Raw genomic sequence first — 20,301 nt, 5'->3', positions numbered from 1 at the left:
TACCAATCAATATTCTTGTTGTTATTGCGCACATGCGAGGTAGACTGCCTGAGAAAATTGGAGCTCAGGCAAAGTGAAGATTCGTTATGTTTTCCCTGTGGCGCTGGCGTTCACATCCTTCGCCAGCGCGGTTGAGTTGCACCATGTCATTGTCCGAAAGGGCACCGACGGGCTCAACATGGTGCCGTTGACGATTTCGAACGCAGGCAATGAAGGGCTGTCCTGCAATGCCGACTTCGCCCACTGGTATTCGGCCGGGATCGCGACGGTCGAGCCGGGCAAGAGCGCTCGCCTCGAACTCTGGTTCGACCCCAAGACGGGCACGTTCACGATCCTCAACGACAAGCGCGAGAACCTGCCCGTCGAGCGACTGTGGTGCGGCCTGGCGGGTCGCGCATATGCCACTCGCGTGCAGATCACGCTCGACCGCACCGACGCGGCGAAAGGCGAACGCGCCGTGTCCTGCGTCATGGGGCAGGACAGTCTGGTCTGCCGGTAGGCGCTCATCGATTCGTTGGCCCGCGCCATTGCGCGACCTACTCCTTGGCCAGGAATTTATCGGTGAAGACATCGTCGGCCGAGAGAGCCGTCTTGAGCACGCCCTGATCGGTCAACGTCTTCAGCGTTTCCTCCCACTGCGTCTTCGTCATCCAGCCGAGGCCGTGTTCCTTGGTGTCCGGGCTGTTGAAGGTCGACGCGATATCGGCGTTGATCTGCGCCAGCAGCACATCCTTCTTGTCGGCGTAGCCGGGTGCGGCCTTGGCCGTGATCTCGGCGGCCTCTTCGGGGTGGGCCACGACATAGTCGAATGCCTCCCTGTATGCCCTGACGAAGCGGGCGACGATTTCAGGCTTGTCCTTGATCATCGTCTGCGAGGTGAACAGGCCTGAGCCGTAAGCCTTCCAGCCGTGATCGGCGCCCATCATGATGCTGAGCGAACCGGGACCGCCGGCCTTGGCTTCCAGTTCCGGAACCTCGGCGTCGACATAGCCGACCACGGTCTGCACGCGGCCCAGAAGCAGGTAGCTTTCGTAGGGTGGAGAGACGCTGTTCAGCGTCATGTCCTTTTCGGTCAGGCCGTTCGCGGCAAGGAAACCCTTGAAGAAGATATAGGTCGATCCCGCGGGATGAATTCCGATGGTGAGACCCTTGAGATCGGCCGGCTTCGTAAGCTTCATGGTCTTGGCGAGCGAGATGATCGCCAGCGGCGAATGCTGGTTGACGGCGGCCAGCGCCACGACCGGCACATTCTGCGATCGTGCGACGGCGAGCGTGGGAAGATCGCCGAAGCCGAAATCGGCGTTCCCGTTACCCACCAGGCGCATGGCGTCCGGAGAACCGGATCCCTTGCGGATCTCGGCGACGTCGATGTCGTTCTTGGCGAAGAAGCCCTTTTCCTTGCCGACGAAGAACATGGCGTGGTTGCCGCGCACCACCCAGTCGAGCTGGACGTTGACCTTGTCCGCCGCAAAGGCGACGCCGGACAGGCCGACAGTGCCGGCGAAGGCTACAAGCGTGGCTGCCTTGATTAGTGAGCGTCTCAGCATTTGATCGTTCCTTCCTGACTTGACCGTCCCGGAAACTAGGACTGGCTGAATTTCGGTGCCCATGGCACCACGATGCGTTCGAGAATTTCGGCTGCGTAGTAAAAGGCGATGCCCAGCACCGAGACGAGGAGCAGGGCCGCGAAGACCAGCGCGGTGTCGAGTTGGGTCGAGGCGAACTGGATGACGTAGCCGAGCCCATCCGAGGCGCCGGCGAATTCGCCGACGATGGCGCCGATGACACTGAGCGTCGCGGCGATCTTGGTTCCAGCCATCAGGTTCGGCAGCGAATGCGGAACGCGAATCCTGAACAGGATCTGCGTCGGGCTGGCGCCGACCGAATTCATCAGCGACAACAGCGAGCGATCGACCGACTGCATGCCCGCCAGCATCGACAATGTCACCGGGAAAAAGGCGATGACCAGGATGAGGCCGATCTTGGGTGCGAGCCCGTAGCCGAACCAGAGGATGAAGATCGGCGCCAGTGCCACCTTGGGCACGTTCTGGAACAGCACCACCAGCGGATAAAGCGCTCGTCCCAGCCAGTCGAAGCGCACGATGACCAGCGCAATGGCAATGCCAACCACGACAGAGACAAGGAATCCAAACAGGATCTCACCCGCCGTCACCAGTGTCGCCTGCATCAGCGTTCCCCATTGCGCGACCAGCGATCGCGCGATCTCGGACGGGGCGGGAATGATGAAGGCGGATATGGCGAAAATCCGCACCACGGCTTCCCATATCACGATCGTCGCCAGCAGAAGAATGACCGCTGGAAGCCAGCTGCGTGTTGCGGCACCCCAGCTTGATACAAGCCGCGACCCGGAGGAATTGGCGACAGTTTGATCGCTCACGACGCACCTCCCGGTTGATGGCTGGCGCGCAGCATAGTCCGCAGCTGAACCGCCAGCCTGACGAACTCCGGATTTTCCGCCACCGACAGATCGCGCGGATAGGGCAGACCAATGTCGAGGCTCTCGGTGATGCGCCCAGGCTTGATCCCCATCACGTGGACATGGCGCGACAGATGAATGGCCTCGTCTATCGAATGGGTGACGAGCACGATGGTCTTGCCGGTGCGCTGCCAGATCTCCAGCAGCGACTGGCCCATCGAATCGCGGGTAATGGCGTCGAGCGCGCCGAACGGCTCGTCCATCAGCAGCACGGCCGGATCGAGCGCCAGGGCCCGCGCGATAGCGACGCGCTGGCGCATGCCGCCGGACAATTCATGGGGGCGCTTGTGGGCGCTGTCGCCCAACCCCACCAGTTCCAGCATCTCCTGCCCGCGCGCCCGCAAATCCGCGCGCGAGAGCGACTTGTCGGCGATGCCAAGCAGCATCGATGCGTTGTCGACGGCATTCTTCCAGGGAAGCAGATTGGCGTCCTGGAAAACGAGGCCGATCATTCGCTTGCGCGCCGCCTCGACCGGCGAAAGCCCGGCGATCGAAACGCTGCCGCTCGTCGGATTTACAAGCCCGGCCAGAACCTTGAGTAAGGTGCTCTTGCCGCAACCGGAAGGACCAATAAGGGAGACAAACGACCCCTTCGGTACCGAAAGATCGATATTCTGCAGAACCAGCTGCCTGGCCATGACCACCGAAACGCCCTTGGCGGAGATCAGGTCGTCATGGCGGATATGGGCCGGCCGGCCGCCGGCTGCTCGAATGGTTTCAACGCGCATGGCTTGCCACCCCATGCGCTGTCGTCAACCGTGGCCGCACCGTCCGGTCCGTGAGGGCGCGCTTGGCACTAACAGCCGCCGTTACGAACTCCCCAACCCAGCCGGCCTTGTGATCACGATGAACCATTGGCTACCCCCGGCCTTCGAGGATACGCCGCACCGCGACGAGTTTGCGCGCCCGTTCGCCTTGCAGCGCCTTGGTCTGCTCGGGGGTATAGGAAAACATGCCCTCGCCCGACTTGATGCCGAACTTCGACGCGTTCGTCTTTTCCAGCACCATGGGCGCGACATCGTCCCGATTGGAGAGATCCGCGTTAAGGAAGGAGGAGACGGACTTGTAGATGTCGAGGCCCGCCATATCGAGCAGCGCCATCGGACCGATCACGGCGATCTTGTAGCCGATGCCCCATGACACGCAGGTATCCAGATCTTCAGGATCGATGACGCCGCGCTCGACAAGGTCGACCGCCTCACGCAGCAGCGCATAGAGCACACGGTTTTCGACGAAGCCGGGAACGTCCTTCTTCACCACGACCGGCAGCAGGCCGATGGAGCGGATCAGGTCGCGGATCGTCGTCACGGTTTGCGGCGCGGTCTTCTCGCCGGCGATCACCTCGATCATCGGGATGATGTGCGGCGGGTTCGACCAGTGCATGCCGACCATCCGCTCGGGATGCGATATGTGCTCCTGCAGTTTTGTGATCGGGATTCCCGACGTGTCGGAAGCGACGATCGTGTCGGATGCTATCAGGCTGTCGATCGCGCGGTAGACATCGGCCTTGACGGAGATGTTTTCAGGCACGTTCTCGATGATGAGGTCGGCCCCGGAAACCGCATCGCCGAGGTCGTCCGTGAAGCGGACGGTTCCAACGCCGGCCTGGGGAGGCGCGATGCCCAACGCGTCGAGAACCGAGTCCGCCACGCCCAGCATGGATCGCGCGCGCTCAATGGCCACGGGTGCAACATCGTAGGCAGCCACCTGCAGGCCGCCCCTGGCGAGCCGGGCGGCCATGCCCGGTCCCATCGTACCCAAACCGATGATGGCGATACGCTGGATCATTGCAGTTTCCCGCTTTCTCTTGAGCTGACGATCAGGTCGGCGGCTTTCTCTGCAATCATGATCACCGCCGCATTGATATTCCCGCAGACGAGGTCGGGCATGACGGATGCGTCGACCACTCTCAGGCCGGCGACGCCGCGAACCCGCAATTCCGGGTCCACGACAGAGGCCGCATCGGCCCCCATGCGGCAGGTGCCGGCCGGATGGTGCACTGTGATGGAGGTCTTGCGGATATGCTCGTCGATCTCATCGTCGCTCTGGCACTTCGGGCCGGGGAAGAACTCCGCCTCGATGAAAGGCTGCATGGACGGCTGTGCCGCGAGATCGCGCGCCACCCGGAAGCCGGCCCTGAGAGACTCCCAATCCTTCGACGAGGCGAGGAAATTCTGATGGATCAGCGGCGCCGCCGTCGGGTCGGCCGACGCGAGTTTGACGGTCCCGCGGCTTTCAGGCTGCGTGGCCACCACCCGCGTCGCGAAGCCATCCTGGAACGGCGCCTTGAATGGCTTGAAATAGGGCCATGCGGCTAGCGGAGCGGCCGTGAACAAGAGCTGCACATCCGGCAAGGGCCGTGTCGGACCACTCTTCAGGAAGGCGACGACCCCGCCGGGCACGTCCGCCGAAAAACCTCGGCCGGTAAGGTAAGTCTTGAGGAAGTCCAATCCGATACGGTCGGCGCGCATGTTCCGCATGAACGGACCCGGGGTCCGGCGCCGGTACATCAGGATGACCGAGACGTGATCCTGCAGGTTCTTGCCGACCGCCGGCAGATTGACCCGCGTCTGGATACCGTGCGCAGCAAGTTCATCCTGCGCCCCTATGCCCGACAGCATCATGAGTTGCGGCGTGTTTATCACACCGCTGGCAAGCAGCACTTCCTTACGGGCGACGACCGTGCGTTCGCCTCCGCGATGGTTGATGGCGACGCCGGTGGCGCGCGCGCCCTCCAGCACGATCTTCGTTGCGCTCGCTTCCGTCAGAACGGTCAAGTTGGGCCGCTTCAACACCGGCCGCAGATAGGCTGACGCTGTCGAGGAACGCCGGCCTTTTGAAATCGTCATCTGGAGACGGCCAAACCCTTCCTGCCGCTCGCCATTGTAGTCGTTCGTCTGCGCATAGCCGGCCTGCACGCTGGCTTGCGCAAAGGCGTCGATCAGCGTGTCCCTGTAGCGGCAGAACTGGGTGCTGACCGGGCCGTTGCCGCCACGATACTGGTTCTCGCCCCCTTCCCAGCTTTCCTGCTTGCGGAAATACGGCAGCACCTTGTCATACGACCAGTCGCTGAGCCCAGTCGCTGCCCAACGATCGTAGTCCCCGCGATTTCCCCGCACATAGGCCATGGCATTGGTAGACGATGATCCGCCGACAACCTTCCCGCGCGCACACTCGACCCTGCGTCCGCCCACATTGTCTTCCGGCTCGCAGAAATACATCCAGTCATGGCGCCGCTCGGTCAGGATCTTACCCCATCCAAGCGGTATATGGATCATGGGATCGCGGTCCCAGCCGCCGGCCTCCAGCAACAGCACCGAACATCTCGGGTCGGCACTCAGCCGGTTGGCGAGCACGCAACCGGCTGATCCGGCCCCAACGATAATGTAATCGTAACTTTCCGCGTGCGGCATGGTGTGTTTCATTGCCTTCGTCTGGCGCTCCTGCGTCAGGGAACTATTGAAACCGAGCCTGGAAAATCCTGGCAAAAGACCAGGACGCTCGGGGTAATCTTCAGGGCAGCGGCACTAAGCCAGGCCGGCCTGCCTGAGACGCTGCGACCAGTGATCCCATCCCCGATCGATCTGCGCGCCGACAAGCTTTCCCGCCGTCTTGATCTCGCCCGGCGACAGATACTTGATCGTGCCGATCCGCAGGCCGGCCGTAAGCGCTGCCGCTTCCTGCTCGAGATAGAAGGCTCGGAAGACAACCTCCCTGACGGAATTGCCCACATTAACGACGCCATGACGCGCCATGAGAACGACAGGATAGCTTCCGAGGCTTTCGGCGATGTCCCGGCAGACGCTCGGGCTGCCGCCGAAGAGATCCGTGTCGTCACCGTGCTTGTCGCGGATCTCGTAGACGGGGACGGCATCGCCGAGAAAAGCGCCCATATGGGTGACTGGCCGAAGCGGCTGATCGACGAAGCAGTAAGGCAGGACAGCCGGAGAATGGGTGTGGAGCACGCATTGAACGTCGGGACGCGCCTTGTAGATTTCGCTGTGGATATAGCGCTCCAGATAGGAGGGGCGGTTGTCTGACGTCTCACCGTCAAGGTTGAAGCGCTGGATGTCATTGACCGTTATCACGCTCGGAGCAAGCTTCTGCGCCAGGAAGAAGCTTTGAGGATCCTCCGGAACACGGGCACTGATATGGCCGAATGTATCCATGATCCCTTCGTTTATGAGGATTTTCGTGGCCGTAACCAGCTCCTCGAAAATCTTGTCGTGAGCGGATTTATTCTCTGTCATTTTCAAATTCTCCCGTTTCATGGCATCTGCGATCATATTTATTGTTGTTATTGATCGCCGATGCGGGAATTCACTTGTTTTCGTAGATGCCGACGATCCGATTTTGCTCGATGACATTTCCGGCATATTTCTGGAGGAACTCCTCCCTGGTGGGCGTCCCTTCGACCTTCGTGTCCAGGGCATAGACCCAGAAGTAGTAGTGATGTTCTCCATGGCCAGCGGGCGGCTGAGGCCCGTAATATTGCATGCCGCCGGCGCCGTTGGGGCCAACGCGAAACTTTTCCTGCGCGTCCGAAAGATCAGAGGTCGACGGATCGATGCCGTAGACGACCCAGTGCGTGAAACCGTTGGGCAATGGCGCGTCCGGATCGTGGCAGATGACGGCGAGCTCTTTCGTTCCTGCGGGGACGCCGCTGACCTTTAGCTTAGGCAATACATTGCCTTTGTCGCCGGCGTGCTCGTCGCGCAATTTCCCGAGCGGCTGGAAATCCGACGAGGTGATCTTCAAGTCCTTGATATTAAGCGGCATGGAAACTTCGTCCTTTCACCAATTTCGATCGAACTAGACGGCGGCTGCCTTGAGGTCGGCGACGGTTTTGCCGCCGACGCGTTGATGCACGCGCGCACCCGATGCGACAGCCACGCAGATCAGAAGCTCGTCCGGGCGCGGGCCATCCGGCACGGAAAAGGTGATCGCGTCGTAGTGGGAGCGGATGTAAAGCTCGTCCTTGTGGGCAAGCGGAATATCGATGGCGGTCCCGGCAACGGCCACCTTGCTGACCGAAGAGATCCAGGCTTTGCCACCGCCCACCTGCTGCCTCAGCGGATCGCCGAACACAGTGGTGATGCAGGCGACGACATGTTCCTGCTCGCCGGCGGTCCCTGCGATGCCACCTTTGCCATAGCTTTCGACAGGCCGGTTGCCGAGCAGCGCGACGGCCCGCTCTCCCAGCGCATGACCGATCGCTGCACTCGGGTCGGTCAGATCGGACAATTCGGCGACGAACTTCCCGGCGAACGGATTGCGTATAACAACGCCGGTCGCGACCTTGACGAGGGTTTCGCCGGGCGCGCCGCCGTCATGCCGGCATTCCTGGACCGAGGAGTACCATCCCCGGACATCATAATCTCGTTCGACTTGACTGGAATAATGCATCTTCATCTCCTGAAGGGGAGCGCGCAGCTTCTGCACGCCCAATGATTGGCCACCGGCTTCCCCGGCATCATTGCGGCCATGAGTAGACGCGGCGCAGCGGATCGTAGCGCGCAGCTTCCAGCGCCGCTGGCGTGAACATGTTTCCCTTCGAGAGCGAGCGGTTCGCCGCATAGTCGCCAGACAGGGCCTGGCAGCGATCCGTGATCGGGCGAACGCGCTTCTCCCACCCGACGAGCGCATCTTCGACTGAAGAGCCTTCCTCCAGATCCTGCGACAGACTGAAGGCGTTGACCATCGCGCAACCAGCGCCCTGGGCAAGAGCCGGGCACATTGCATGTGCGGCATCTCCAACAAGGGCGACCTTGCCTCTTGTCCAGCTATCCAGCTTGGTCGTTTCGTACTTGTCGTACCTGGCGGTTTTCAGCTTCGCCGCTTCGATCAGGCATGGCTCCAGGAAAGGAAACATCTCGATCCAGACTTCGAGATCGATCGGAACGCTTGATCCGCGAGGATCGGCGGCCGGAGCCATGAGGCCCAGATAGAGCTCATTCTCATTACAGGGCGAGTAGAGAATGCGCTGAACGCGCGGCCAGAAATTCCACATGTCGATCGTGTTGTCCCACTCGCCATGACCGAGCTCCTTCTTCATGCGCGGGACAATCAGTCGGATGAGACCATCTTTTGAAACCCATCGATCCTGTTTGAAGCCGATGGAATCCCTGACCTTGGAGCCAACGCCATCGGCGCCGACGATCAAGTCTGCTTCGAGAACCTCGCCGTTCTGGAGGGTTACACGTCCGTCCGGATTGGCGGCGACTGCTTCGGAATTGACGCGGATGTCGACACCCAGGGCACGGGCGCGATTGACGAGAGCGTCGTGGAGGTGACTGCGCGTCATGATCCGCCAGGGCAGACCATTGAACGTTTCCTTGGAAACGGATTTGTTATGCATCCAGGTCTCGTAGGTGGGAGGCGTGTGCGAGCCTTCGAGAACCTCGTCCAGGGCGCCCAGCCCTTCGAGCACGCGCAGGCCATTGTGCCAGAGATAGATGCCCGCTCCGAATGCCCGGAGCTCCGCGCTCTTTTCGTGCAGCCTGACATCCCAACCGTTCTGCCTGAGAGCGATGGCGGCTGTCAGACCGGCAAAGCCGCCACCGGCGACCTCGGCACGACGCGCTTTGCCCGAAGTTTTGTTTACGTTGGCCATTGTCTGGATCCTGCTGCGTAAAAGAAGACGGCGCTTGGCCGTCAGGCGTCTATGAAGTTCGTGATGGCTTTCAACGTGATCTCGGGAGAGACCTCGTTGACGTAATGGTCGGCGCCCGGAACGACGACGACAGGCAGATCAGGCCGCAGCCGACTTGTCTTCGCCAACGCCGCCGCCGAGACCAGCTTGCTGGCCTCGCCGCGAACTATGAGAACAGGTTTCGTGACCTCCCGAAAGGCCGCCGCTAGGTCCGATCGAAGGCCCCTGGCGGTCTGAGCCATAGCCGCGGCGGAGGCTAGTGGCCGCAGCCCCCCTTCGACCGTCTGATAGCCACTTTGGGCCCTGATCTTGATGGCATCAGCGGGAATATTGGGATAGCGCCTGGCGAGATACGCTTCGACGGCCGCCACATTATCGAAAAGCTGGTCCCCCGCGACTACTCGCGCTTCCAGCGCGTCGAACACTTCAGTCTCGATGTACGGCGTGAAGTCGATCGCGACGACCGACCGTACCAGGTCCGGATATTTCGCTGCGGCCGTGACGGAATTTCTAGCACCGAGCGAATGTCCGACCAGGATGGCGCGGCCCCGGTCGAGAGTCCGTAACAGGCCGGCAATGTCGTCCGCGTAGTCATCGGCTTCGTAGCCGCTTTCGGGCTTGGCGCTGAGACCGTGCCCCCTCTGGTCAACCGCTATGGTCGTAAACCGATCCGAGAGTCGGGCCATCAACGGCTCGAAGACGGCAGAGTTGGAGGTGATGCCGTGGAAGAACAGCATCGATGGGCCGTTGCCCTTCTCGCGCACGTTCAAGGTGATGCGGCCAATGTCGATGCGTCGCGAGATGAAGTGGTCGGAAGGTATGTCTGCCGCCATGTCCATGATCTCGCCTCCGCTGCCCGTCTCTTGCAAAAGGATCATATAAGCCGGGGTCGCGTCAAGCCGATTGTCTGACATTCTTGCAATCTTCAGATTTGACAATCTGGCTATCCTGCTGTCAAATTTCGACAGCGTGGCGTATGCTGCTTCAGCTTGCGACTCAAAAGCCCATGAGACGTTATCGATGCCCCCAGATTTGAATTTGCGAATTTCGCCACGGACCGTGCAACGGGAGACCGTCGACAAGTTGCGGCTCGCCATCTTCTCCGGGTTGTTCCAGCCGGGAAGCCGCCTTGTCGAAAGTCAACTGTGCACACAACTCGGCATCAGCCGCCCCTCGCTGAGGGAGGCTTTGCGCAGTCTTGAGGCCGAGCGCCTGATCGAGATTGTACCCAACCGCGGGCCATCGATACCGGCACTTTCGTGGGAGGTGGCAACCGCCATCTACGAGGTTCGAGAGCTGTTGGAAGTCGAGGCAGCGGGACGATGCGCGTTGAGAATTTCCCCGGAACAGTTGCGTGAACTTGAGAAATCTCTTTCCGCGTTCGAGGAGGCGGCATCCAGCAATGACAGCCTGGCGCAGGTCATGACCGCCGCAGACTTCTATTCAATCATACTCGCGAATTGCGGGAATCCGATCCTGGAGGAAGTGCATCGCGGTCTGGTGGCCAGGATAAGCTTCTTTCGAGGACGATCGATGTCATTGGACGGCAGAGCACAAAGCAGCCTGGCGGAGATGAGAGAGATATTCGAATCCATCGCCGCCGGCGACGAGAAAGCCGCCCGCAAAGCCTCCAAACAGCATGTCTTGAAGGCGAAAGCGGCAGCGAAGATATCCATGGACAGCGGGCTTTGAGTTCTTCGAAAGACTGTAGTTCCGTCTGAGACACGAAGTCCTTCATGACGTTTCGGATCGGGTATCTGCCGAACGCAGATCAGTGCGCGGGGTCTTCACCATGTCGGTGTCAGACATGCCGGCTATCGAAGCCAGCAAGTGGCAGATGGAGTGTTGATGACCGGGGCCAATGCTGAGCGCAAACCGAATTCCGATATCGTCATCGTCGGCGGTGGGTCGGCCGGTACGTTGCTTGCCGCGCGACTGAGTGAAGAGCCGGACAGTCGCGTTCTGCTGATCGAGGCAGGCGAGGAGGCGGCAGACCCAGACATCTGGAACCCCGCTGCCTGGCCGGCGCTTCAGGGCCGCAGCTATGATTGGGACTATCGCACGGAGCCGCAAGCCGGCACCGCAGGCCGGGTGCACCACTGGGCGCGCGGGCGGTTGATCGGCGGCTCGAGTTGCCTGCACGCGATGGGCTACATGCGCGGTCATCCTTCCGACTTCCAGGCTTGGGTCGACACGACTGGGGATCGCCGATGGAGTTGGGATGAACTGCTGTCTGTTTTCCAGGCTATTGAAAACCACCCGCTTGGTGGCGACGGCATTCACGGCAAGGGCGGGCCGTTGCCGATCCATTTACCGGCGGACGAAGTAAGTCCGCTTGCTCGTGCCTTCATCGAGGCAGGCGCAGCGTTAGGTCTGCCTCGCCTTGAGGGCCACAACAGCGGAGAGATGATCGGTGTCACCCCGAACTCCTTGAACATTCGCGACGGGCGGCGGGTTACGACGGCGGACGCCTGGCTCACAAAGGCGGTTCGAGGTCGCAAGAACCTAACCATCCTTACGGGGTCCCGGGTGCGGCGGCTCAACTTGGAGGGCAATCAGGTCCGCAGCCTCGAGGTCGTAGGGCGACAGGGTTCGGTCGAAGTCTTTGCGGATCAAATTGTACTTTGTGCCGGAGCGCTGGAAAGTCCGGCTTTGCTGATGCGTTCGGGTATCGGTCCGCACGATGTGCTCGATGCCGCGGGCGTTGGCTGCCTGATCGATATGCCTGAAATCGGTCGAAACCTTCAGGACCACCTGCTTGGTGCCGGCAACCTTTATGCGGCCCGCGAGCCGGTTCCTCCATCGCGCCTCCAACATTCGGAGTCGATGGCCTATATGCGAGCTGACAACTTCACCGCTGCCGGGCAGCCTGAAATAGTCGTTGGTTGCGGCATCGCGCCGATCGTGTCCGAATGCTTCCAAGCGCCTGCCGCCGGCACGGCCTACACGCTGCTGTTCGGGATCACCCATCCGACGAGCCGCGGCAGCGTGCGTATAAGCGGGCCTGAGCTCGGTGATCGATTGCTAATCGACCCGGCATACTTGCAAACCGGTCGGGACCGCGAGCTGTTTCGCCAAGCTCTCGAGGCAGCACGGACAATCGGGCATAGAGATGAACTCGCCGGCTGGCGAGAGCGCGAACTCCTGCCAGGCACCCTGAACAATGCGGCCAAGATGGACAACTTCATCGCGCGGTCGGTTATCACACACCATCATCCCTGCGGTACTTGCAGGATGGGTAAGGACTCGGACGCCGTCGTCGATGCAAATCTACGACTCAAGGCGCTCGACAATCTTTATGTCGTGGATGCGTCGATTATGCCCAACCTAACCGCAGGACCGATTCATGCTGCGGTCCTCGCGATCGCCGAGACCTTCGCTCGATGGCACCGGGAAACCCTACAATCTTGACCCGAAGGGCTGATGTTCTTGACCGGTTCATCTCATCATTCCTCGCGAAGATCGCGGCCGTTGCAGGCTCGTCCTTCGGGACAAGATTGCTTTGAGTCCGACATGCAGGCACGGCAGATGCGCGCGGCTCTTGCGGGCCAGCGTGCGGTCGGTGAGCGCGATCGCCGCGGCGAGCGGTTCGGCAACGTCGGTGAGCGATACGGAAATTTTGCAGCTGCGCGGACGTTAAGCCGATCAGACCGAAGCCCCTCTCTCCCTTGCGAACTTACTGTGCACAAATCTGGGTGGGGCGTCAGCGAATGCGGCTTCCTTCTCCATCGAACACCCGCGCGCGGGTCGACTGAAAGCGCAGCGTGATCGTCTCGCCGAAACCCGGCTGGTCCTCGCGCCGTTCGGCAACCACGCTCTCGCCGCTCGCCAGGGCGCCGTGCACGTAGGAGGTCGATCCCAAGTGTTCGGTGACGTCAACTGATAGCGAGAGAGTCACGCCATCCTTCTCGTCGAGATGTTCGGGCCTGATGCCGAGCGTGACGGCGCGGCCGTTTTCCAGCCTCGTTGCCAGATGCGTTATGTCCACCCTCGCCTCGCCGGCGAGCAGTGCCTTGCCGTCATCCGCCACCGTCGCCTTGAGGAAATTCATGCGTGGCGTGCCGATGAAGCCGGCGACGAAGGCATTGTCTGGATCGTCGTAGAGCGACAGCGGCGTGCCGGTCTGCTCGATCTTGCCTGCCTTCAGCACGACGATCTTGTCGGCCAGCGTCAACGCCTCGGTCTGGTCATGCGTGACATAGACCATGGTGCGGCGGATCGACTGGTGCAGGCGCTTGATCTCGGCGCGGAGCTCGGTGCGCAAGGCGGCGTCGAGGTTTGAGAGCGGCTCGTCGAACAGGAACAGGCGTGGATCGCGCACCAGCGCCCGGCCGATGGCGACGCGCTGGCGCTGGCCGCCGGAAAGCTCGCGCGGCAGCCGTGACATGAGCGGCTCAATCTGCAGCAGCCGCGCTACACCCGCCACCTTCTCGTCCGAAGTTCTGCGGTCGAGGCCACGCATCTTCAGCGGAAAGGCGATGTTCTGCGCCACCGTCATGGTGGGATAGAGTGCGTAGGACTGGAACACCATGGCGACATCACGGTCTCGCGCGGGAAGCTTGGTGACGTTGCGGTCGCCGATGACGATGGTGCCCGAATCGATGGGGTTGAGCCCGGCGATCGCATGTAGCAGCGTCGACTTCCCGCAGCCGGACGGGCCGAGCAGCACGACGAACGAGCCCTCCTCCACCTCGACTGAGACGTCGTCCAGAACCTGAACCGCGCCGTAGGATTTCGATACCGACCTGATCGAGAGTTGCGCCATCGAAACTTCCTATCCCTTCACGCTGCCAAGCGTCATGCCGCGTACGATCTGCCCCTGCACCAGGACGCCGAGCACGATCATCGGCAGCATGATGAGGGTGGCGGCCGCGGTCAGCGCGCCCCACTGGATACCCTGGAATGTCAGGAACGAGGTTATCGAAACCGGCAGCGTCTGCGTGTCGCGGCCGGTGAGCACCAGAGCGACGAAGAACTCGTTCCAGGTGAACAACACGCACAGGATCAGCGTGGCAACGATGCCGCCCCGCGCCGCCGGCAAATAGATGTGCCAGAAGACCCTGAACTCGCGCGCGCCGTCGACGCGGGCAGCATCGCGCAATTCCTTCGGAATGTCGTCGAAGAAGGTGATCAGCAGCGAGATGGCGAAGGGCACGTTGACGAAGGCATAGGCGGCGATCAGCAACCAGTGCTTGTTCAGCGCGCCGATGCGGGTCGCCAGATAGTAAATCGGGATGACGAAAAGCAGCGCCGGCGCAATGCGCAGGCTGAGGATGAATTTTTCCTTTGAGCGGCGCAGCTCGGCCGGCTGCTGCGCCAGCCCGTAGGCGGCGATCGAGCCGATGGCCACGGCAAGAGCGCTTGAGAGGATCGAGATGGTGAAGGAGTTGGCGAAAGCGCTGAGGAAACCGCGATTGGCGAACACCGTGCGGTAGTTGTCGAGCGTCGGGCTGAACAGCCAGACGGGCGGGATGGCGAAAGCATCGCGCGTCGTCTTGAAGGAGGTGACGACCACCCAATAGAGCGGGAACAGCACCGCCAGCAAAAGCAGGACAAGCCCGACATAGAACAGCGCGCGCCTTGCCATCAGCGGTCTCCCGTCTTGGGGAACAGCACGCTGTACATGGTCAAGAGCGCGACGTTGGTGAAGATGGTCAGGATGATGGCGACGGCGAGCGAATAGGAAATGTCGAAATTGGTGAAGGCGACAATGTAGCCGTAATAGTTCAGCGTCTCGGTCGACAGCGCCGGGCCGCCGCGGGTCATGATGTAGAAAAGGTCGAAGGCCTTGATGCTGTCGATCGCCCGGATCAGCGCGACGATGGCGAGCGCCCGGCGCAGCATCGGCAGCAGCACATACCAGGTGACCTGCCATTCGCGGGCGCCGTCGACGCGGGCGGCGTTGAGCGGATCGGTCGGTGCCGATTCAAGCGCCGCCATCACCAGAAGGATGACGAAAGGCGTCCATTGCCAGATGTCGGCGATCAGCACCGCAAACAGCGCGATCCGTGGGCTGCCCAGCCAGTCGACCTGGGCGATGCCGACCAGCGACAAAAGGTAGTTCGCCATGCCGGTGGCGGGGTCGAAGAGGAAGCGCCAGGTGAGGCCAACCACCACCGGCGTCATGATGATGGGAACCAGAAGCAGCGTCCGCACCAGCCGCTTCATGGCGAAATCCCGGTCGAGGAAAAGCACCACCGCAAGCCCGAGGGCGATCTCGATCACCGTGGCCAGCGTCGTGAACAGCACGGTACGCCAGAGTGCGGCCATCGCCCGTGGATCGCCGAGGAAGCGGAGATAGTTGTCCAGCCCGATGAATTTTTCCCGCCCTGCCCGCATCAGCGAGAGGTCGTGCAGCGATATCCAGATCACGAACAGCGTCAGCGCCACCGAAGCCACGGTGAGGCAGACGATAACCGGCTGGAAGAAATGCCTGGTCGGATCCGACGCTGTGGCCACGGTGCTCAATCCATCAACCTCGCCATTGATCTCGCCCTGCCGCGCACAGGGAGCGCACGCGGCAGGGCACGCCTCTTCCCCTTAGCGGGCGAGCGCGGCGTTGTTGGCGTCGTCGGCTTCTTTCAAGGCATCGGCGGCGCTTGCGGTTCCGGCGAGCGCCTTGGAGACGGCGATGCCTGTGTTGTTGATGATCTCGTTCGCCTGTTCCACTGTCGGCAGATATTGCGGATTGCCGCCGTTGATGGCGGCGATCATGCCTTCCTTGAAGGCGCCGTAGCGCTTGCCGAAACTGTCGCTGTTGAGCGCCGAGAGCGAGGTCACGCCGGAATTCGGATCGGTCTCGATCGACTTCAGCTGCTGCTCCTTGGCGGTCGCCCAGGCGGCGAAGAGTGCTGCCGCCTCCTGGTTCTTGGATTCGGCCGAGACATACATCGAATGCACCGCCAGCGAGGACGAGCCGCCCTTGGGCGAAGCAGACTTCATCGGCACCGGCACGTAGCCGACCTTGCCGACCACGGTCGAGACCGCAGGATCCTCATTGTAGGCGCCATTAACGGTGGCATCGAGCGTGATTGCCGCCTTGCCCTGCTGGAACAGCAGCCGGTTCTCTTCCCAGCCGAAATTGGCGACGCCGACCGGGCCATAGTCCTTCAGCACTTTGGTGAAGGCGTCGAGCGCGGCGATGCCTTCCGGTGTCGCCAGCGCCGACTTGCCGTCTGCGCCAAGGAAGGAGCCGCCGAAGCCCCACAGATAGGCCGCCCAGACATAGACGCCCTGGATGCCCTGCTGGCCGCGCATGGTGATGCCGGCAATCTCCTTGTTGGTCTTCTCCGAGAGGGTCTTTGCGGCGTTCTCGATGTCCTCGAAGGTCTTGGGCGCCGCCAGCCCGTACTTTTCGAACAGGTCCTTGCGGTACATGACGAAGGTGCTCTCGCCATAGACCGGTAGGCCGTAGACTTTGCCGTCGAGCACGTTGGTGTCGAAGTAGCCGGGCACGAAATCGGCCTTGTCGAAATTCTCCTTGTGCTTGGCCAGGAAATCATCGAGCGGCACGATGTAGCCGGACTTCACGAAACCCGGCAGATAGATGATGTTGTTCTGGACGACGTCGTAGCGGCCGGACTTGGAGGAGAACTCCAAAAGCTCCTTCGCCGTGATATCGGCCTCAGGAACGACTTCGATTGCCACATCGATGCCGGTCTTGTCCTTGAATTCCGGCAGCATCTTCTGGATAGCGTCGGTGGTCGGATGGCCCTCAAGCAGCACCGAGATCTGCACGCCGTTAAAGGTCTTCTCGTCGGCCGCGGCCGGCAAGGCCGTGACAAGTGCGGCCACCGCCGCGGTAAGCATCAACACATTGCGTCTATTCAGCATGTTTTCGTCTCCCATTGTTGGGCCGCTTGGCCTCGTTCAGTTTCGCGCCATCGGTTTGCTTGAGATTAACCGAGGCGCACGATTTCGCCGCTCTCGGCCGATTGCATCATCGCAAGGGTGAGTTCGAGCGAACGAAGGGCTTCCTGGCCGGTGGCGATCGGCATCGCCGCGCCGTCCAGCCAGTCGATCAGGCCGCTGAGCTGACGCGCGAGGTCGCCGTCGATGCGGCCGTTGAGCAGAGGCCAGTGCTGGGTGTCGATCTCGCGCGACCCCTCGTTGCTCGCGAAGTAGAGCCCGCTGTCGCCGCACTGAACCTCGAAGGATCCATCGGTGCCGATGAGTTCCATGCGCGCGTCGATCATGTGGCGCGCGCCGGAGGGCAGCGACCAGGCACTCTCGAAATTGACCACCGTGCCGCCGGAAAAGCGAACGATTGCGGCGATGCTGTCCTGCGTGCCGGAGCTGCCGAGCAGCCTGTCGGTCTGTTGGGCATAGACCGAGACCGGCTGCTGGCCCTCGAGCATCCACAACACCATGTCGACGTCATGCACGGTGACATGCAGCGCCAGCGGCAGCTTGCCGCCATAGCGCTTCGGGCCTTCGGTGCGGGCGCTGTTGCGCCGGGCATAGATGTGGATCGGATCGCCGATCCGGCCCGAAATCATCAGGTCCTTGGCAGCCGCGTAGCGCGGGTCGAAGCGCAAGAGATAGCCAACGCCAAGCTTGACCTTGGCCGCCTCGCAGGCGGCGATGATGGCCCTGGCGTCCTCGACTTTCGAGGAAATGGGCTTCTCGACAAAGACGTTGATGCCGGCTTCTGCCACCGCAACGGCGGGCGCCAGATGCAGGTTGTCGGGCGTGCAGATCGAGACGAGATCGAGATCGCGCTCCGTGCTGAGCAGCGCCTGATGGCTGTCATAGATCTTGCAGCCGGGTGCCTTCGCCGCCACGGCCTCGGCAAGCGCGCGGTTGGGGTCGACGATGGCCGCGAGTTCGGAGCCCACCATGTTGGCGAAGATGCCGGCATGCATGGAACCCATGAAGCCAGCACCGATGACAGCGACGCGGCGGCGCTTGATCATTTGGGGTTCCTTTTCAGTTGCGGCCGGGCGCTCCAGGCGGCGACTTCGTTGGCGAAACGGCGGGAGATGGCATCGGGCCGGGTGATGGCACCGCCGACAACGATGAAGCGGGCGCCGAGCTGGAAGCAGCGGACGGCTTCCTGCGGGCTCCAGATGCGGCCTTCTGCGACGAAGGGCAGGCCGGCGCGGGCGAACTCTTCCATCAGGTCGAAGGCGGGGCCGCGCTGCTCGCTGGAGTAATCCGTGTAGCCGGCCATAGTGGTGCTGACGAGGTCGGCGCCGGAATCGAGCGCTCGCCGGCCTTCGTCCAGCGTGGCGACATCGCCCATCGAGAGCCGCCCCCTTGCCGCGACGGCGGCGAACATATCCTTCAACTCGGCCGGGCGCGGCCGGCTGGTAGCGTCGATGGCGACGATGTCGGCGCCGGCCTCGACAACCGCAGCGACGTCGTCGAGCGAGGGCGTGATGTAGACCTCGGTGTCGTCGCGCTTCGCCTTGATCAGGCCGATGACCGGAACTTTCACCATCTTGCGGACAGCGGCGATGTTCGCTGCGCCTTCGATACGGATGCCAGAAGCGCCGCCCAGCACGACGGAGCATGCCATGGCCGCGATGTGGCCGGGAGCGTCGAGCGGCATGCCGGGCTCGGCCTGGCAGGACACGACCATCGTTCCGACGAGTGTGGCGAGCAAATCGCCCTGCTTGGCCTGCACCGGGGCATCTCCTGGTAGAGCATTACCCCGCCAATCAAACGTTGATGAAAGTTTTTGTCAAGAAGATATTTTAGATGAAAATTTCCGTCATATTCTTAATCGGGCGAGCATGGCTGCGCCCAGCAGCCCAGCATCGGCGCCGGCCTGCGCTGCAACGATGGGGCGCCGGTAGACTTGCGGCAGATCGAGCGAACGCACCCGCAACGCTTCGATGTAGCCAGGCGCGAGGCCAACGCCGCCGCCAATGGCGAAGCAGTCGACATCGACCGAAGCCGTCAGGTCGGCGAAGCCGTTGACCAGCGCATCGACCGCGCCGGCAATGATCTTGGTGGCAACGCCGTTGCCCTTCGCGGCCGCCGAGAACACATCGGGCGCCGCGACCTTGCGGCCGAGGCGTTCGCTGCCGAGCCGTGCGAGCGCCGTACCGGAAGCGACGGTCTCCAGGCAGCCGCGCCGGCCGCAGCCGCAGAGAATGCCGCCAGGCTCGGAGCGCGTATGCCCGACATGGCCGGCGAGGCCGGTGGCGCCGCTTTGCAGCCTGCCATCCACGACAAGGCCGCAGCCAATGCCGGTGGAGACGGTGAAAAAGGCGAAGTTGCGAAAACCCTTACCGGCGCCAAGCGTGTATTCGGCCCAGGCGGCCGCCTGCGCATCGTTGACGACGAGCGGCGGCATGCCGAAGGCGCGTTCGATCACCGAAGCCAGCGGGTAGCCGTCCTCGATCGGCAGGGTCTGAGGGTTGAGCGCGGTCAGCGCGCCGTCGCGCACGATGCCGGTGGTGGCGACGGCGACCGCGCCGAAGCCGCCGTCCTGCGCCAGCTCGGCGATGGCTGCGATGAGATCGTCGCCCCTGCCGGTGCGCGGCGTCGGCGCCTGGCGCCGGTTGGCGATACTGCTGCCGCCGCTCACCTCGGCGGTGGCGATCTTGGTGCCGCCAATGTCGATGGCGAGCACCGGCAAATCAGAAGCTGCGGTCACTCACGACCTCCGCCGTGCGGCTGAGTTCGACCAGCCGCTTCGGATCCTGCCTGATCATCTCGGCCACCAGCGCATCGACGATCAGCAACTGGCTGATCTTCGACGGGAACGCTCCGCCGGTGAGCGGCGTCTCCGGCCAGGAAGCGATCAGCGCGAGATCGCAGGCGGCGATCAGCGGGCTCTTCGAACGGTTGGAGATGCCGATGACGAAGGCACCCTTGGAACGCGCGAGCTCGGCGATGCGCACGGCATCGATGGTCGAGCCCGAGCTCGAGATCACCACTTGCACAGTGCCCGGCTGGGCGGTTCCCGCCGCCATCACCGCCAGATGCGCGTCGCCCATCGCGCGGCTGAACTTGCCGATGCGCGTCATCTTGTAGGCGAGGTACTGCGCCGTCACGGCGGAAGCGGCGATGCCGAAGCATTCGACCGCAGTCGCGCCGAGAAGCTTACGCGAGGCGGTGGCGATGTCTTCCCGCACGATCAACTGCTCGGTCTCGCGCAGCGACATGATGGCGGTTTCGACCAGCCGCTGGATGTCGTCTG

The 20,301-nt window shown here is 62.3% G+C and carries 21 protein-coding genes; 3 read left to right on the top strand and 18 right to left on the bottom strand.

Going from position 1 to position 20,301, the window contains the following annotated elements; all coding sequences use genetic code 11:
- Positions 1 to 73 precede the first annotated feature (73 nt).
- Positions 74 to 499, top strand: coding sequence for a hypothetical protein (locus C9427_RS07575; RefSeq protein WP_107648512.1), 426 nt, complete (start codon positions 74 to 76; stop codon positions 497 to 499).
- Positions 500 to 536: 37 nt separating this feature from the next.
- On the opposite strand, the gene C9427_RS07570 is transcribed toward C9427_RS07575, so the two are convergent.
- The 10 genes from C9427_RS07570 to C9427_RS07525 all read right to left on the bottom strand — a co-directional run bounded on the left by C9427_RS07570 (position 537) and on the right by C9427_RS07525 (position 9,988).
- The gene (locus C9427_RS07570) at positions 537 to 1,547 is read right to left on the bottom strand and encodes an ABC transporter substrate-binding protein (protein WP_107648511.1); all 1,011 of its coding nucleotides are present in this window, start codon (positions 1,545 to 1,547) and stop codon (positions 537 to 539) included.
- A gap of 35 nt (positions 1,548 to 1,582) precedes the next feature.
- Entirely contained in the window at positions 1,583 to 2,398 is an 816-nt protein-coding gene (locus C9427_RS07565) for an ABC transporter permease (RefSeq protein WP_107648510.1), read from the bottom strand.
- Positions 2,395 to 3,225 (bottom strand): ABC transporter ATP-binding protein, encoded by an 831-nt coding sequence (locus C9427_RS07560; protein WP_107648509.1) that lies wholly within the window; start codon positions 3,223 to 3,225, stop codon positions 2,395 to 2,397. Before C9427_RS07560 ends, C9427_RS07565 begins: the two co-directional genes overlap by 4 nt.
- A gap of 130 nt (positions 3,226 to 3,355) precedes the next feature.
- Entirely contained in the window at positions 3,356 to 4,285 is a 930-nt protein-coding gene (gene fhmpcd1 / locus C9427_RS07555) for a 5-formyl-3-hydroxy-2-methylpyridine 4-carboxylate 5-dehydrogenase (RefSeq protein ID WP_107648508.1), read from the bottom strand.
- Complete coding sequence (locus C9427_RS07550) at positions 4,282 to 5,910, bottom strand: GMC family oxidoreductase (RefSeq protein WP_107648548.1); 1,629 nt, start codon at positions 5,908 to 5,910, stop codon at positions 4,282 to 4,284. The genes fhmpcd1 and C9427_RS07550 overlap by 4 nt, the downstream gene beginning before the upstream one ends.
- Before the next feature lie 114 nt (positions 5,911 to 6,024).
- The gene (locus C9427_RS07545) at positions 6,025 to 6,747 is read right to left on the bottom strand and encodes a class II aldolase/adducin family protein (RefSeq protein ID WP_107648547.1); all 723 of its coding nucleotides are present in this window, start codon (positions 6,745 to 6,747) and stop codon (positions 6,025 to 6,027) included.
- Positions 6,748 to 6,817: 70 nt separating this feature from the next.
- The gene (locus tag C9427_RS07540) at positions 6,818 to 7,255 is read right to left on the bottom strand and encodes a YbhB/YbcL family Raf kinase inhibitor-like protein (protein WP_245437021.1); all 438 of its coding nucleotides are present in this window, start codon (positions 7,253 to 7,255) and stop codon (positions 6,818 to 6,820) included.
- A 54-nt stretch (positions 7,256 to 7,309) separates the two neighbouring features.
- On the bottom strand, positions 7,310 to 7,903 hold the full coding sequence (locus C9427_RS07535; protein ID WP_107648546.1) for an amino acid synthesis family protein: 594 nt from the start codon (positions 7,901 to 7,903) through the stop codon (positions 7,310 to 7,312).
- 67 nt (positions 7,904 to 7,970) lie between these two features.
- On the bottom strand, positions 7,971 to 9,110 hold the full coding sequence (locus C9427_RS07530) for an FAD-dependent oxidoreductase (RefSeq protein WP_107648506.1): 1,140 nt from the start codon (positions 9,108 to 9,110) through the stop codon (positions 7,971 to 7,973).
- 41 nt (positions 9,111 to 9,151) lie between these two features.
- Positions 9,152 to 9,988 (bottom strand): alpha/beta fold hydrolase, encoded by an 837-nt coding sequence (locus tag C9427_RS07525; RefSeq protein WP_107648545.1) that lies wholly within the window; start codon positions 9,986 to 9,988, stop codon positions 9,152 to 9,154.
- Positions 9,989 to 10,232: 244 nt separating this feature from the next.
- Here C9427_RS07525 and C9427_RS07520 point away from each other — a divergent pair, with 244 nt between their 5' ends.
- Together C9427_RS07520 and C9427_RS07515 are read left to right on the top strand one after the other, a co-directional pair.
- The gene (locus C9427_RS07520) at positions 10,233 to 10,841 is read left to right on the top strand and encodes a GntR family transcriptional regulator (RefSeq protein WP_245437020.1); all 609 of its coding nucleotides are present in this window, start codon (positions 10,233 to 10,235) and stop codon (positions 10,839 to 10,841) included.
- Positions 10,842 to 10,997: 156 nt separating this feature from the next.
- The gene (locus tag C9427_RS07515) at positions 10,998 to 12,560 is read left to right on the top strand and encodes a GMC family oxidoreductase (protein WP_107648544.1); all 1,563 of its coding nucleotides are present in this window, start codon (positions 10,998 to 11,000) and stop codon (positions 12,558 to 12,560) included.
- A 292-nt stretch (positions 12,561 to 12,852) separates the two neighbouring features.
- On the opposite strand, the gene C9427_RS07510 is transcribed toward C9427_RS07515, so the two are convergent.
- The 8 genes from C9427_RS07510 to C9427_RS07475 form a co-directional block, all read right to left on the bottom strand.
- Positions 12,853 to 13,914, bottom strand: a complete 1,062-nt coding sequence (locus C9427_RS07510) for an ABC transporter ATP-binding protein (RefSeq protein WP_107648504.1) — start codon at positions 13,912 to 13,914, stop codon at positions 12,853 to 12,855.
- Between the two features lie 9 nt (positions 13,915 to 13,923).
- On the bottom strand, positions 13,924 to 14,736 hold the full coding sequence (locus C9427_RS07505; RefSeq protein ID WP_107648503.1) for a carbohydrate ABC transporter permease: 813 nt from the start codon (positions 14,734 to 14,736) through the stop codon (positions 13,924 to 13,926).
- On the bottom strand, positions 14,736 to 15,608 hold the full coding sequence (locus C9427_RS07500) for a carbohydrate ABC transporter permease (protein ID WP_245437019.1): 873 nt from the start codon (positions 15,606 to 15,608) through the stop codon (positions 14,736 to 14,738). The genes C9427_RS07505 and C9427_RS07500 overlap by 1 nt, the downstream gene beginning before the upstream one ends.
- Before the next feature lie 81 nt (positions 15,609 to 15,689).
- Positions 15,690 to 16,982 carry an ABC transporter substrate-binding protein gene (locus C9427_RS07495; protein WP_107648543.1) on the bottom strand — a complete coding sequence of 431 codons (1,293 nt, stop codon included), beginning with the start codon at positions 16,980 to 16,982 and terminating at the stop codon, positions 15,690 to 15,692.
- 65 nt (positions 16,983 to 17,047) lie between these two features.
- Positions 17,048 to 18,064: a Gfo/Idh/MocA family protein gene (locus tag C9427_RS07490; protein ID WP_107648501.1), complete on the bottom strand. Its 1,017-nt coding sequence runs from the start codon at positions 18,062 to 18,064 to the stop codon at positions 17,048 to 17,050.
- Positions 18,061 to 18,777 (bottom strand): N-acetylmannosamine-6-phosphate 2-epimerase, encoded by a 717-nt coding sequence (locus C9427_RS07485; protein ID WP_107648500.1) that lies wholly within the window; start codon positions 18,775 to 18,777, stop codon positions 18,061 to 18,063. Before C9427_RS07485 ends, C9427_RS07490 begins: the two co-directional genes overlap by 4 nt.
- 87 nt (positions 18,778 to 18,864) lie before the next feature.
- Positions 18,865 to 19,755 carry an N-acetylmannosamine kinase gene (locus C9427_RS07480; RefSeq protein ID WP_107648499.1) on the bottom strand — a complete coding sequence of 297 codons (891 nt, stop codon included), beginning with the start codon at positions 19,753 to 19,755 and terminating at the stop codon, positions 18,865 to 18,867.
- Positions 19,739 to 20,301 (bottom strand): MurR/RpiR family transcriptional regulator (locus C9427_RS07475; protein WP_107648498.1); only part of this gene is annotated, 563 nt, incomplete at its 5' end. The genes C9427_RS07480 and C9427_RS07475, both read right to left, overlap by 17 nt.

The sequence above is a fragment of the Mesorhizobium helmanticense genome (assembly GCF_003034915.1).
GTDB classification, from domain to species: Bacteria; Pseudomonadota; Alphaproteobacteria; order Rhizobiales; family Rhizobiaceae; genus Mesorhizobium; species Mesorhizobium helmanticense.
The sequence above is the reverse complement of the archived record's forward strand: the minus strand, read 5'-3'. Positions and strand labels throughout refer to the sequence as shown.

What these genes read in the sequence shown, in the direction of transcription:
- C9427_RS07530 (WP_107648506.1), bottom strand. Translation starts at nt 9,110, where the DNA reads ATGGCCAACGTAAACAAAACTTCGGGCAAAGCGCGTCGTGCCGAGGTC.
- C9427_RS07560 (WP_107648509.1), bottom strand. Translation starts at nt 3,225, where the DNA reads ATGCGCGTTGAAACCATTCGAGCAGCCGGCGGCCGGCCGGCCCATATC.
- C9427_RS07495 (WP_107648543.1), bottom strand. Translation starts at nt 16,982, where the DNA reads ATGCTGAATAGACGCAATGTGTTGATGCTTACCGCGGCGGTGGCCGCA.
- C9427_RS07550 (WP_107648548.1), bottom strand. Translation starts at nt 5,910, where the DNA reads ATGCCGCACGCGGAAAGTTACGATTACATTATCGTTGGGGCCGGATCA.
- C9427_RS07515 (WP_107648544.1), top strand. Translation starts at nt 10,998, where the DNA reads ATGACCGGGGCCAATGCTGAGCGCAAACCGAATTCCGATATCGTCATC.
- C9427_RS07510 (WP_107648504.1), bottom strand. Translation starts at nt 13,914, where the DNA reads ATGGCGCAACTCTCGATCAGGTCGGTATCGAAATCCTACGGCGCGGTT.
- fhmpcd1 (WP_107648508.1), bottom strand. Translation starts at nt 4,285, where the DNA reads ATGATCCAGCGTATCGCCATCATCGGTTTGGGTACGATGGGACCGGGC.
- C9427_RS07570 (WP_107648511.1), bottom strand. Translation starts at nt 1,547, where the DNA reads ATGCTGAGACGCTCACTAATCAAGGCAGCCACGCTTGTAGCCTTCGCC.
- C9427_RS07535 (WP_107648546.1), bottom strand. Translation starts at nt 7,903, where the DNA reads ATGCATTATTCCAGTCAAGTCGAACGAGATTATGATGTCCGGGGATGG.
- C9427_RS07490 (WP_107648501.1), bottom strand. Translation starts at nt 18,064, where the DNA reads ATGATCAAGCGCCGCCGCGTCGCTGTCATCGGTGCTGGCTTCATGGGT.
- C9427_RS07505 (WP_107648503.1), bottom strand. Translation starts at nt 14,736, where the DNA reads ATGGCAAGGCGCGCGCTGTTCTATGTCGGGCTTGTCCTGCTTTTGCTG.
- C9427_RS07545 (WP_107648547.1), bottom strand. Translation starts at nt 6,747, where the DNA reads ATGACAGAGAATAAATCCGCTCACGACAAGATTTTCGAGGAGCTGGTT.
- C9427_RS07525 (WP_107648545.1), bottom strand. Translation starts at nt 9,988, where the DNA reads ATGGACATGGCGGCAGACATACCTTCCGACCACTTCATCTCGCGACGC.